This window comes from Arthrobacter sp. TMP15 (genome assembly GCF_039529835.1).
GTDB lineage: Bacteria > Actinomycetota > Actinomycetes > Actinomycetales > Micrococcaceae > Specibacter.
The window spans coordinates 497,803-510,395 of the sequence record NZ_CP154262.1 but is presented as its reverse complement, the minus strand read 5'-3'; the positions used below and the strand labels follow the sequence as shown (position 1 = coordinate 510,395).

At 60.2% G+C, this 12,593-nt stretch carries 13 protein-coding genes and 1 tRNA gene; 5 read left to right on the top strand and 9 right to left on the bottom strand.

The window, feature by feature from the left end; translation table 11 throughout:
• Window positions 1–18: 18 nt before the first annotated feature.
• Window positions 19–276, bottom strand: coding sequence for a metal-sensitive transcriptional regulator (locus AAFM46_RS02235; protein WP_186760291.1), 258 nt, complete (start codon window positions 274–276; stop codon window positions 19–21).
• 190 nt (window positions 277–466) lie between these two features.
• On the opposite strand from AAFM46_RS02235, the gene AAFM46_RS02230 reads away from it, so the two are divergent.
• Window positions 467–1,867, top strand: a complete 1,401-nt coding sequence (locus AAFM46_RS02230) for an MBL fold metallo-hydrolase (protein WP_343319277.1) — start codon at window positions 467–469, stop codon at window positions 1,865–1,867.
• A gap of 201 nt (window positions 1,868–2,068) precedes the next feature.
• Window positions 2,069–3,268, top strand: coding sequence for an MFS transporter (locus AAFM46_RS02225; RefSeq protein WP_343320327.1), 1,200 nt, complete (start codon window positions 2,069–2,071; stop codon window positions 3,266–3,268).
• Between the two features lie 571 nt (window positions 3,269–3,839).
• On the opposite strand, the gene AAFM46_RS02220 is transcribed toward AAFM46_RS02225, so the two are convergent.
• The 3 genes from AAFM46_RS02220 to AAFM46_RS02210 all read right to left on the bottom strand — a co-directional run bounded on the left by AAFM46_RS02220 (window position 3,840) and on the right by AAFM46_RS02210 (window position 5,670).
• Window positions 3,840–4,604, bottom strand: coding sequence for a sulfite exporter TauE/SafE family protein (locus tag AAFM46_RS02220; protein ID WP_343319275.1), 765 nt, complete (start codon window positions 4,602–4,604; stop codon window positions 3,840–3,842).
• Window positions 4,601–5,209, bottom strand: coding sequence for a rhodanese-like domain-containing protein (locus AAFM46_RS02215; RefSeq protein ID WP_343319273.1), 609 nt, complete (start codon window positions 5,207–5,209; stop codon window positions 4,601–4,603). Before AAFM46_RS02215 ends, AAFM46_RS02220 begins: the two co-directional genes overlap by 4 nt.
• 158 nt (window positions 5,210–5,367) lie before the next feature.
• Window positions 5,368–5,670 carry a rhodanese-like domain-containing protein gene (locus AAFM46_RS02210; RefSeq protein ID WP_343319272.1) on the bottom strand — a complete coding sequence of 101 codons (303 nt, stop codon included), beginning with the start codon at window positions 5,668–5,670 and terminating at the stop codon, window positions 5,368–5,370.
• 677 nt (window positions 5,671–6,347) lie between these two features.
• Between AAFM46_RS02210 and AAFM46_RS02205 the strand changes: the two genes are divergently transcribed.
• The 3 genes from AAFM46_RS02205 to AAFM46_RS02195 all read left to right on the top strand — a co-directional run bounded on the left by AAFM46_RS02205 (window position 6,348) and on the right by AAFM46_RS02195 (window position 7,969).
• Window positions 6,348–6,713, top strand: a complete 366-nt coding sequence (locus tag AAFM46_RS02205; RefSeq protein WP_343319270.1) for a thioredoxin domain-containing protein — start codon at window positions 6,348–6,350, stop codon at window positions 6,711–6,713.
• A 120-nt stretch (window positions 6,714–6,833) separates the two neighbouring features.
• Window positions 6,834–7,022: a hypothetical protein gene (locus AAFM46_RS02200; protein ID WP_343319268.1), complete on the top strand. Its 189-nt coding sequence runs from the start codon at window positions 6,834–6,836 to the stop codon at window positions 7,020–7,022.
• A gap of 119 nt (window positions 7,023–7,141) precedes the next feature.
• Window positions 7,142–7,969 (top strand): IS30 family transposase, encoded by an 828-nt coding sequence (locus AAFM46_RS02195; RefSeq protein WP_343319267.1) that lies wholly within the window; start codon window positions 7,142–7,144, stop codon window positions 7,967–7,969.
• Between the two features lie 74 nt (window positions 7,970–8,043).
• Here AAFM46_RS02195 and AAFM46_RS02190 read toward each other — a convergent pair whose 3' ends face one another.
• The 5 genes from AAFM46_RS02190 to AAFM46_RS02170 form a co-directional block, all read right to left on the bottom strand.
• Entirely contained in the window at window positions 8,044–8,814 is a 771-nt protein-coding gene (locus AAFM46_RS02190; RefSeq protein ID WP_343319265.1) for a hypothetical protein, read from the bottom strand.
• A complete protein-coding gene (locus AAFM46_RS02185; RefSeq protein WP_343319264.1) occupies window positions 8,811–9,194 on the bottom strand; it encodes a hypothetical protein in 384 nt (127 codons plus the stop codon). Before AAFM46_RS02185 ends, AAFM46_RS02190 begins: the two co-directional genes overlap by 4 nt.
• Before the next feature lie 445 nt (window positions 9,195–9,639).
• Window positions 9,640–10,275: a hypothetical protein gene (locus AAFM46_RS02180; RefSeq protein ID WP_343319262.1), complete on the bottom strand. Its 636-nt coding sequence runs from the start codon at window positions 10,273–10,275 to the stop codon at window positions 9,640–9,642.
• A 1,071-nt stretch (window positions 10,276–11,346) separates the two neighbouring features.
• Window positions 11,347–11,420 (bottom strand) — tRNA-Thr (locus tag AAFM46_RS02175).
• 197 nt (window positions 11,421–11,617) lie between these two features.
• Window positions 11,618–12,523: a thioredoxin domain-containing protein gene (locus tag AAFM46_RS02170; RefSeq protein ID WP_343319261.1), complete on the bottom strand. Its 906-nt coding sequence runs from the start codon at window positions 12,521–12,523 to the stop codon at window positions 11,618–11,620.
• Window positions 12,524–12,593 lie beyond the last annotated feature (70 nt).

Below are 12,593 nucleotides of genomic sequence, written 5' to 3'. Positions count from 1 at the left end.
TGGTGTGGTGGTTGCGGCTCAGGCGAGGGACAGGAAAAGTTTTTCCAGGTCCTTCTTGTTCATGCTGGCATCTTCTTTGGTGATGCACTGCTCCAGGCCGGTGGCGATGATAGCGAATCCTGCCCGGTCCAACGCCTTGGAGACCGCTGCGAGCTGCGTGACGATGTCTTTGCAGTCCCGGCCTTCTTCGAGCATGCGGGTGACGGCGGCGAGTTGGCCCTGGGCGCGTTTGAGGCGGTTGATAATCGGGGTGATTTCTGTTGAATCAAGTTCCATAGTGTGCTCCAAAGCTCGGTAGGTATTTTCTACATTGTATACCCAGGGGGTATAAAGGCTAGTGGGCACGCGCCTGCATCCGGGCGGGTTCGGTCCGCTTGCAAGATACCCCATGGGGTATTATCGTTGTGAATAGAGGAACGGAGAATCCCTCCCGGAAAATCCCTACCGCCCAACGAAGGAGAGCCCCATGCTTATCGAGCGCATTTACGACGAAGATCTATCCCAGGCCAGCTACCTGATCGGCTGCCAGTCCAAAGGCGAAGCACTCGTTGTCGACCCCCGACGTGACATCGCTGTGTACCAGTCCCTGGCTGCAGCGAATGGAATGAGAATTGTGGCGGTCACCGAGACCCACATTCATGCGGATTTCCTCTCCGGTACCCGTGAACTGGCCGCCGCGACCGGAGCCACCGCGTACGTCTCCGGTGAGGGCGGGACGGACTGGCAGTACGGTTTCGAGGCCGAACGCCTCAATGATAATGACGAGATCACCCTCGGGAACATCACCGTCAAGGCCCTACACACCCCGGGGCATACCCCCGAGCACCTATCCTTTTTGATCACCGACGGCGCATTCGCGGACACTCCGGGCTACCTGCTCTCGGGTGACTTCGTGTTCTCCGGAGATCTGGGCCGGCCGGACTTGCTCGACGAGGCAGCCGGCGGCGTTGATACCCGCTTCGCCGGGGCCAAGCAGTTATTCGCCAGCCTGCGGGATAAGTTCCTAACCCTGCCCGACTACGTCCAGGTCCACCCCGGCCACGGTGCTGGCAGCGCCTGCGGCAAGGCTCTGGGTGCAATCCCGTCCTCCACGGTCGGCTACGAGCGTCTCTACGCCTGGTGGGGCCCGTATCTCGCAGCCAACGACGAGGAAGGTTTCATCAACGAACTCCTCGACGGCCAGCCTGACGCCCATGCTTACTTTGCCCGGATGAAGCGCGAAAACCGGGAAGGGCCTGCCGTGATGGGTGCACGCGCCCAGCTGGCAGAACTTGCCACGGCCGACGTCGTCCGCGACCTTTCCCAGGACGCGGTGACGTTTGTCGACACCCGCTCCAACGCTGAGGTCCACGAAGGCACGGTTGCCCGGTCTCTGAACATCCCGGCCGGGAAGTCCACCGCAAGCTTCGGTGCCTGGGTTGTGAATCCTGAAACGGACACCAACCCACTCGTGCTCCTGGCCCCTAGCCAGGCTGCCGCGCAGGAGATGTGGGACCATCTGGTCCGGGTCGGCATCGACACTGTCGCCGGCTACGTCACTAGCATCGACGGCTTGCCTACCAGCACCCCGCAGCTCATCCAGTCTGAAGAACTGGACAGTTTCGACGCAGCGATGGTCTTGGATGTTCGCAACCGCACCGAACACGCTGCCGGTCATATCCCTGGCTCCCACCAGCTCAGCGGGGGCCGCCTCATGTGGCACTTGGACGAGCTCCCGAGGGAGGGAACCATCGTGTCCTATTGCCAGAGCGGGGTCCGGAACTCGGTGGCTGCCTCTGCCCTGCGCCGGGCTGGCTACGACGTCGTCGAACTTGACGGCAGCTACGCCGCCTGGCAGCAGGAACGCGAAGCTGTGCCCAGCAACTGAGACTGTCAGTACCTGAATTAGACGATTGACAGCGTTGGCGGCGGTCGGGTGTCCCGACTGCCGCCAACGCATGTCCAAAAGAGCTGGAGTTCCAAGATGTCGCCCCGCAGCAACCCGTCACCGCAGGACCGCACAGTGCGGCGCGAACACCCCCAAGGCACCGCTGTCACGCTGGGGCTGCGTCAGAACCTGGCCCAGTTCATGCTCCTGGTGGCCGTCAACGCCCTTGTCGGCGGAACCCTCGGCCAGGAACGGACGGTGCTGCCCCTGCTGGCGGACCAGGTCTTCCACTTGGACCTTTACACATCCGCGCTGACGTACATCCTGGCCTTCGGGCTGGCCAAAGCCGGAACGAATTACTTCGCCGGCACCCTTTCCGATCGCTACGGTCGAAAGCCTGTCCTCGTTACCGGCTGGTTCATCGCCATCCCCGTCCCACTGCTACTGATTCTGGGACCTTCCTGGGGCTGGATCGTGGCCGCTAACGTGATCCTGGGCATCAGCCAGGGCCTAACCTGGTCCACCACCGTGATGATGAAGATGGACCTCGTCGGACCCTCACGTCGCGGCTTGGCCATGGGCCTGAACGAAGCGGCCGGCTACCTCGGCGTCGCCGCCACAGCACTGGCCACCGGCTATATTGCAGCCAACTATGGGCTCCGTCCGGGACCGTTCCTACTCGGCGCCGCCTACATCGCCCTGGGCCTGGGCCTTTCCGTTTTGTCCGTGAAGGAAACCCATCACCATGCCCAACTGGAAGCCGCCAACCACACCGTGGCCCATCCCAGTGCACGCGCGGATCTGAGCAATCGGCAGGTCTTCACGCTGACCAGCTTCCGGGACAAATCCCTGTCCTCGGTCAGCCAGGCCGGCATGGTGAACAACCTCAACGACGGCCTCGCCTGGGGGCTGTTCCCCGTCCTGTTCGCGTCCGCCGGACTGAGCATCGAGCGCATCGGTATCCTAGCGGCCGTTTACCCAGCTGTCTGGGGTGCGGGCCAGCTCGTCACAGGCGCACTGTCAGACAGGTACGGACGCAAACCATTGATCGTGGGCGGCATGCTCGTCCAGGCTATAGCCCTGGGAATGGTTGCCCTCGGGCAAGACTTCGGGATCTGGCTCGCTGCCGCCGTGCTGCTGGGCGCCGGCACCGCCATGGTCTACCCCACCCTGCTGGCCGCGATCGGTGACGTCGCCCACCCAGCCTGGCGCGCACGCTCCGTCGGAATCTACCGACTCTGGCGCGACGGCGGATTCGCCGTCGGCGCCCTGGTCGCCGGTATCCTCGCGGACGCCTACGGCATCCCAGCGGCGGTCGCCGTCGTTGGCGCCGTCACCGTATTATCGGGAATCCTCGTGGCTGTACGGATGCGTGGCACCGACCACAAACCTGCCCTCTAGCGGCCTGCTTCCGGGAAAGGTACGCGTTGGCCCAGATGCAACAACCCAACAGCGCTGATCCCTCACAAAGTGCACTTACCGGCCCCCCATCCAGCCTGTCTGACCATACTGATCACCCCTTCCGTGCGGTCCCCGGTTCGGCTTAGCAACGAGCTGGTGCATGACTTGCGCTCTCTTTTGGCATACTCGCGTCATGCCCCACCGGGCCCATTGTGGTCAATGTCTGGCGGGCGAAGTATGTCGGAGAACACTCAATACCCCATGGGGTATACTAATGGGACAATCCATCCAGACGAAGGAGCAAGCAGATGTGCCGTGCAGTGACATGTAAAAAGTGCCAGAAGACGACGTGGGCGGGCTGTGGCCAGCACGTTGACCAGGTCATGCGCGGGGTTCCCGCGTCCCAGCGCTGTCGCGGGCACGAGCAGGAAAAGTCGGCTGGCAAGGGCTTCTTCGCGAAGCTGTTCGGACGGTAAATCCGCCCTAACGGAACCCAGAAACAGCTGTTGGGACAAAGGAAGAGCCGGAGGACATGTCCTCCGGCTCTTCCTTTGTCCCCTTGCCGCGCCTCTCAGGAGAGTAGTGCTTGTAGTGCGACGTAGGCGGCGATCACCAGGACGAGGATGGCAAAGCCGCGTTTGAGGGCCTTGTCCGGGATTCTGGTGCCGATCCGTCCGGCCACGAGTGAAGCAGCCATCGCGGTTACGGCGAAGGCTGCCGTGACTGTCCAGTCGATCTGTAGGTCTCCGAGATGGGCGGCGAAGCTGGCAGCTGAGTTGATGGCGATAATGACCAGGGACGTCCCGGCCGTCAGTGCCATGGGGAGTCCGAGCACCAGGGTGAGTGCCGGGACGATCAAGAAGCCGCCACCGACCCCGAGCAGGCCGGTGAGGAATCCGACGACGGCGCCGGTGGCGATTGCCTTGGGAAGGCAGCTGCGCCAGTTGATCCCGCCGCCGGGCAGCGCGCAGGCACCTCCAGCACTAGTGGTGGGCATGAGCATCCGGATGCCGGCGAAGACCATGATGACGGCAAAGGTCAGCAGCAGGATTTTAGGGTCCAGGAGACGGTTGACTGCCGCTCCGAGGTACGCCGTCGCAGTTCCGGCGGCGCCGATGATCAAGGCCAGGCGCCAGTTCACTCCGTTGCGTAGCCGGGGCAGGACCGCGACGGCGGAGGAAGCGCCGACGACGACCAGTGACGTCGGGATCGCCGCGGCAAGCGGCAGCCCCACGCCGTAGACCAGGGCGGGCACGGCGAGGATGGATCCGCCGCCTCCGACCAGGCCCAGCAGTGCCCCGACGATCAGCCCAAACGCGGCCGCGGTTACGATCATGCCCGCGTGCTCAGGTTCTGTAGCGCTTGGTGGGCGGTGGGCTCGTTAGCGGAGCGGTTCCACGGCATCTTGGAGAGCATCTGTCCCATGGCGCAACTGTTCGTTGCAGCAGAGAATGTCAGTCCGGCCCCGATCCCGCCAGCAACCAGGCCGAGTTTGGGGGAGACGAATTTCGCCGCGACGATGCTGGCGAGCACCAGGGAGCCGGCGGTCATCCGAACCTGGCGTTCCAGAGCCCACGGTCCACTGCCGCGGACGACTTTTCCGCCGGCAGCAGCGTAGGCGGGAACGCCTCCGGAGAGGACACTGGCGCCGGCCAGGCCGACGGAATCAAGGTGTTTGCGGGCCTGCTCTGCCCGGTTGCCCGTCTGGCAGACAAGCACCACACGGGTGCCCATTTTTGCAGCGAATTCGTCCGCGTGCTCGCTGAGCATCGCCAGGGGCACATGGTAGGAGCCCACTATGTGCAGGGAATCAAACTCTGCGCCATTGCGCACATCAATGATCATCAGATCTTCATGGTTGTCTTGCCAGGATTGCAGAGTCGAGGCATCGATGGACTGAGGAGGGGAATCAATGGTGCTGGTCGTCTTCAAGGAAGTCATGATCTCTTTCGGTCTATTGTGGAGCATTTCAGGTGGCGGCCCCGCGTTTGCGCGAGGCCGCCATCCACCGTCCGATTGGCCATGTCAAGGACAGGCTCTGGGAAAGTGGAAGTCCGGGCGGCACGTGGGGACATGCCGCACGGAAGGTCTGGTGGGGGTCAGCTGACGGGGAGGCCTGCGGCTGTCCAATCAAGCATCCCGCCCGGCACGGTGTAGGCGGTGAAGCCAGCGGCTGTGAGCTGGTCCGCGGCAGCCGCACTGCGGCGCCCGCTGCGACATATGGCGATGACGGGACGGGACATATCCAGGTCCTTGAGGCGCTCTGGCAGTTCGCCCAGGGCGATGTGCTTCGCGCCGGGGATCATGCCGTCGGCGACTTCAGCTGCTTCGCGGACATCAACAATCTGGGCGTCGTAGCCGCCCTTGAGCTGTTCGGCGAGCTGCTGTGGGGTGATTTCCATGGGGTGGACCTTTCGATAGTCCAGGGCTCTCGCCCTGTAATGAAGTGAACTTATAAGAAGTGAACTTAGTGGCTCCTCCGGGAGGAGACAGGCGCATGCTCAGGTCAAGAGCATGCAAAGTGGGCGGATGTCTGCCAGCGGCGCTCGTTGGCAGACATCCCCGGACCTCACCGCCTCTGACGCTTGGACGTCCGCAGGCGCTGGGAGACAGTCGCGGATCGCCGTCGAGATCACTTTCAATATGCCTTAACCAGGACCGCTTGGGTGGTTACCAGCTAGGTGACTACGTTGCTGCTCTCAGTCCCAGATTCGACGCCGGCAATCAACTGGAAGGGTGTCCCTGGTCGCGATAGAGGCGGGTGACGGTTTGGTATCTTCCGACATCGGGGCCAGATTGGTGCTCCTGGAAGTTGACGGTCGAGGCCATCCTGACTTGCCACCACTCTGGTCAGTGACCGAGTGACCCTTACAGCACCCCTCGGTGACACCCCCATGACATTGACCGCATCGCAGTCTTCCCTAGTAACGCTCTTCATTACTGGTGTCCTTTCGCGATGCCCAAGAGCCGGATGGGCGTCTTCTTCTCCCATCCTAATACCCCCATGGGTATTTATGCGAAACTGCACAGCCCTCTTCTAGCCTTCAATAATATACCCCATAGGGTATAAAGCTCTGTCATGGCAACTATCGATATTTGGGAAAAGATTTTCAACGACACCATCAGCGGCAAATACATCGTGCTGGTGAACTTCTGGGCAGCCTGGCGTAGGCCCTGCAGGATGTTCGCCCCCACTTTCAGCAAAATATCCGAGATCCATACGGACATTGTCTTCGCGAAGGTGGACACCGAGGCCGAACCCGGACTCTCCGCCGCCGCCCGCATCACCTCCATTCCTGCCGTGATGGCCTTCCGGGAAGGGATCCTCGTCTTCTCCCAACCGGGAGCCATGAACGCAGCCGGACTCGAACAGCTCATCAGCAGCATCAAGGAGCTGGACATGGAAGAAGTGCGGGCGGAAATGGCCGCCGCTACGGTCTCGTAGGAAACCACCGGGCCCACACCCCGGTCCTCGAGCCTGATAATCGCCCAGCTGAGGCTACGAGAAGCCTTCAGGAGCAGCAAGCCCTTCATCACAGCTTCCGGCGGCGCAAAGCTGGCCCTCATGGCCATGGATCCGGCGGTATCTAGCCGGTACGCGTCGAGTACCGAGGCGTTGGCCGGTCGGGTCCTTAATTCAAGGCTACTGCTGACACGGTTTCCTCGGGATGGCCGTGGTGGCTGTCGTCGTCTGCACCGCACAGATCGCCGCCACCCGCCGGCATTGACCGGGGAAAAGTCAACGCGCGGCTGATTTCCCTGGGTGCTGAATGGCATGGTGACTGTCGCCGGGGCCACCTGGTGTAATGCCCTGATTGTTGCGGTGGGGGCGCTTCTGAAAGGTTTGGTGGCTGGCAGTTATTCTGGAATCTGTTGCCGACGAGCTCAACGGCCGCCCCCTCGCCGTCCCAGGATTCTTCACGCCACGCGGAGTATTCACCAAGCTACTTAACGACAATGTTGCTAAGACGGCTTGGCACCACCGCCAGCGTTGAGACCATGACGAAATCACCCGACGCCGAAGGCCGCACCGTCTCCCATGAGGCCATTTACCGGTGGATTTACGCCCTGCCCAAAGGTGAGCTGGCGAAGTCCGGGATCCTGCTCCAGTCAAAACGCACGAAGCGCAAATCGGTGAAGCCGCTGGGCGAGCGCACGGGCGGGAGGATCATCGGGATGGTCAGCATCGACGACCGTCCAGAAGCGGCATCTGATCGTCGTGTTCCTGGATCGTGGGAGGGGGATCTCGTGGTCGGCAAGGGAGGCAAGAGCGCTATCGCGACCCTGGTGGAGCGGCACAGCAGGTTCTTGATCATGCTGGGCCTGCCGGAGGGCAAGAAGGCCGACGGGCTCGCGGATGCGCTGATCGATCGGGTCAATGACCTGCCGGCGCTGATGCGCGGCTCCCTGCCCTGGGACCAGGGCACACAGATGGCCCGCCACGCCCAATTGACACTGGCCACAGACCTGCCGGTCTACTTCGCCCACCCGCATTCACCGTGGGAGCGGCCCTCGAATGAGAACACCAACGGACTCATCCGGGAGTACCTGCCCAAGGGCATCGAACTGACCAGTCACCAGCCCTACCTAGACTCCATCGCCGACGAACTCAACGACCGGCCCCGCGCAGTCCTGGGATTCCTGACACCACGGGAAGTATTCACCAAGCTACTCAACGACAATGTTGCTAAGACGGCTTGACACCGCCACCGGCTGTGACCTTGAAAGAAAGCCGACAAGGTATGTCAAAGCTGCTGATACTAATCTCTTGCACGCTAGCGGGAGTTGGCGCCGTAGAGCTTGAGCACGGCTTTCAGATCGCGGTCTCCAGCATAAATTTCTTGTTCAGAGACAACGGCGATGGGGTCGGCCGACAGTCCCAGGTCGCGGCGCCTGAGCCAATACGCCCAGCACTTACTCGTTCCATATTTCGAGTGGAACTTGATGCCATCGGCATAGCCCCCGTCGTCCAGGACCTGCTCTCGGATCCACTCGGCAATCATGGTGGTCGCCAAGCGGTTGTTGCCGGTGAATGTGCCCAGGGTAATTTCAGGCTCACCGATACTGCCCAAGGCCACACCGAGCTCCCGGTTGAGTGCCGCGATGGAGACAGCGTCCGTGAGATCAACCCATTGGGCGGTAGCTGGCACCTGGAGCTTGTACATGAGCCGGCCATCGCGCCAACTGGCGGGAAGCCAGCCGGGGACCATATTGCCATTGGCAATCCAGTCTTCCTCGACCATGTGTTGTGCTTCAGCCAGTGTTTTCCCGAAGTGTTCAGCAGCAAACGCAATTGCAGAACGAAACTCTGCGCTGAGCCGAATAGGTGCCAAGGTCTCCAGAAACGCCGTGCGCCTCGTGTCAGCAATATAGATAGTCGACCCAACAGTATCGAACCGAGACCAGGCAGCACGATCCTCCGCTCCCAAAGGCATCGCCCCGTGAGGAAGGGGCGACAGCGCCCCATAGGAACTCTTCGCTATCCGCCACCCCACCAACGGCCGCGTCAGAACAGCGAGACCGGTGATGTTACATACACGCTTCATCCAGCGAAACTATCCTCGATCATGGCCTGAGCCGCAGTCATGACCTTTTTTGATTCAAGGTTGCTGATTGCTTCAATGGGTGAAACCTCGTCCAACCAAGGGTTGGCGCCGATGAACCACAATCTTGCAACGTGCTCGCCTTCATTCGCGGACACAGCGGTCCACGCCCTGTGGGCCAGCAACAGTCTCTGCACTGCCTCCGGTCGGGGCTCTGGACCGTTTTCACGGGCCCACTTGTAGCTGACCCGAGGATCTTTGCTTCCCGTAAGAGCCGCCACCAAGGTTGCCCCCAGGGCGCCGTTGAGTTGCCTCACGACTTCACGAATCCCAAGACGCGCAGTTCCTGCAAACCCTGCATTCGTAATAGTTGCAATGCTCATGATTTTCCTCGTCGTAGTAGTGATATCCCCACTCTACCTCTCCGAACGAGACTTAATCCACTAAAAAGCCACGATAAATCCACGGTAAAGGAAATGGATCGTGACCAACGGGGTGCGGTGGCTGTGACGGATCCTGGATTGCACCTGCCCAGCCTCAGCATGGATATGGAACATGCTGCCTCTGGGCGCGCGACCGGCCGTCTGCCACCACGCCACACGCTCAAACCAATGCACGGGCGTCACGCCCCGTTCCAGCGACGACTCTCACACCCAAAACTCACCGGACCGCCGGACGCCAAATCCACGTCCATACTCTCCATGCCGCCCAATCTACCCATAAGCACTGAGAAACAGCCGCGAATCTCACCGCTGAACTTTCCATCCCGCGAGCGTCAGAAACACGCCCCAAATCGACAGAGCTGGGGAGATATTTTGTAAGTGTGGGCTAGAGGTACGGCTTCCATGCATCAAGTACCGACGTGAGCTCTGAGGCGAAGGTGTTTGTCGACATCGTAGCCAGAGCGCACTCTTCGTCTGAGCCTGTTTCGCAAACTTCACCGGCCTTCTCATCTCGGATAAGTTCAAGCACGCCAACCGTTCGAGCAACGAGGGCCGCCAGCTCGGCAGGAGGCTCTCCCAGCTCGGTCAAATTTCTCGCGGCCGTCTTGGACGTCAGCCCAATGGTACTGACGGTGTACCCGCACGCAATTTGCAAGGCATTACCTATGGCCGAATCGTCATAGGAGGCGCTCACACATTCCGGAACTTTGGCATCATATTCACGCCAGTCCGCCTCCTGCTCCGAAATAATGCTTGCAAACTGCGAAGCCGTGGGGCCAGCTGGCACCTCCACTGCGGCCGCAGTTGAAGCGTCTGGCGTAGTCGCTGCAGCCATTGCATCCGGAGCCGCCGACGAGCACCCAGCCAGCGCTAGAGACGCGGTGAGCGCCAAAACAATAAATGACTTCTTCAAAATTCCCCCAAAGTTGCTTACGCTAATTCCCGCCAGCGTAGCAACAAGGGGTGACATTGCGGCAATCAGTCCGACGCGTCCAACACCGTACTTCAGGGTGGGGGCCATGTCACGCTGGGAGACGTTGTTGCACCCCTCGTGGGATCGCATGCACTTGTCCGGCATGACCGAGCAAGAGATCGCGGACTTTATTGGCCGGGCTCGCTCCACCCTGCACCGATAACTGCAGGTCAGGGAAAAGTACAACGAAGTCTTCTGCACCGTGCACGGAGCTGCTAGGGCAGCGCAGCGCCGCTGTACACCCGACGGATTTCTCGACGACTGGCTCCTCAAACAACGCTGGCAACACCGTGCCGGCGCACTCCACCCCGCCAAGCTACAAGCAGTCAACCAAGTCTGGCCGGGTTGGTCGCAGGAGGCGCAAGATCTCGGAAGCTGGCCTGAGCAGTAAAGCCACACTCTACTGACTCCCTGGTCCCAGAGCGGCTGTCAAGATGGACACCCGGCTAACGATAAACGAGGAATGCGCGCTCATCGATGCAGATACGTTCGACCGTTTACCCACCGGGAAGATCAAGGTGAACCGTCTCGAGTTTGTTGCCGCTGTATTCTTCAGAAAACTCTCGCTTGTGCGCAGCAAGCTTACGGCCGGGTGCCTGCCCCGTACCGCGGCAGCTTCCGTGTCCAGCATCGCTAAATGCCAGCCTCACGGCCCGCTTGTCGCCAAAACAGAACATCCTGATACCGTACCCAAAAGAAATCTAACCGACGAGATTTAGGACAATGCGGTCGTAATATTCAGCCATGCCTTACTGGGCGTTTCCTCACTGTCAGAGGGAACCCATCCCTCCCCTGCCACATCCCGTACTCCTTCCGATACCAGAAGGCGCCTCATCAACGACAGGTCTTCAGTACCAAGGCAATGCAATGACAACGAATGAGAAGATTCTGGCTAGTTCTTCATCATCAACAAGCCTGGCTTGCCAGCACTATCTGACTCAGCCTCGACCCGGCATCAGCCAAAAAGTGTTCATGGCAGGGACGATTCCCGTCCAGAAAGAGGGGAAAACGGGCTTCAATCTGGAGGGTTTATGGAGGGTTTGTGGCGCGTTAAGCTGAAAATGGCCCCTAAAAAGGACCATTTTCATACCAAAAAACCGCTAGATTCTGGGCTTTCTGGGCCCCCTATCAGATTCGAACTGATGACCCCCGCTTTACAAGAGCGGTGCTCTGGCCAGCTGAGCTAAGGAGGCAAACGCAATCAAGCGCTAGACAAGGCTACCGTACGCCTTGCTGAAAATGAAAATCCGGACCCTCTGCACTGGATCAGCCACGAACAGGAAGTTCCGCAGAGCCAGCTCAAACTGCCGCAAAAACAAGGTGCTGCGCCCGCACCCGGCGAGCGCAGCATCTAGCAAAACCCAAAACAGAAACCCAAAGCAGAATCAATCTACTTCTTAGCGTCCAGCACCTTCGTTGTGAAAGCTGCGAAGTCCTTATCAGTCTCCGGCATCCACTGCTGGCCGTCAACAAAGACGGTCGGTGTGGCACTGACACCGGCGGCTCCGGCAACTGCTCCGGCGTAGGCAACGAACGGGCGGAACGTCTTCTCGCTAATGCAGCTGCTGATATCGGCCGCACCAGCTTCGGTAGCCAGCTTCTCCAGCTTGGCGTTATCCAGGCCCTTGCTGTTTTCAGCAGGCTGGTTCGTGAAGAGGGAATCGACAAACGCCTTGTACTTATCCGGGGACTGATCAACCACGCATGACGCAGCGGCCGCAGAACGTGAGGAGTAGTTGGTGCCGGAAGAGAAACGGTCCAGGAACGGCAAGGCACGGTATTCCACGTTCACCTTGCCTGCACTGCGTAGCTCATCAAGTCCGGGGCCGTAGTTCTGCTCAAAGCCGTTGCACGCAGGACACATGAAGTCCAAGTACACCACTACCTGTGCAGGCTTACCGGAGGCTGAGGCCTTGATGCCAATCGCTGCAGGATCGGCCACGGTGGTGGGCCGCTCAGCAGGCTGCTCAGGAACTGAAGTGATGTCAACAGTTTTTTCAGTGGTGGTCGGGGCAACAATGGCCCCGTCCTTGCTCACCGTGACACCACCGTAAACGTTGGCGTTGGCAGGCACCGCGCCGGCATCTGCCACAGGCTCATTGGCCTTGGTGGTGTTGATGACTATCAAGGCAATGATGATGATGACCGCAATGACGCCCAACAAAACGCCACCACGAATCAGCCAACTGTTGCGCTTTTGGTTTTTCAGCTGTGCATCACGAATAACTTTTGCCTTTTCACGGGCAGCTGCCGTGCGCTGAGCATTTGTCATCCGCGGTTCGTTTTTAGAGCTCATAGTTCCTCAAGTCTTTGGGCATGAAAAAAGGCCGTTCAACGGCAAGTCCTCCATCATCCTAAATGAATAA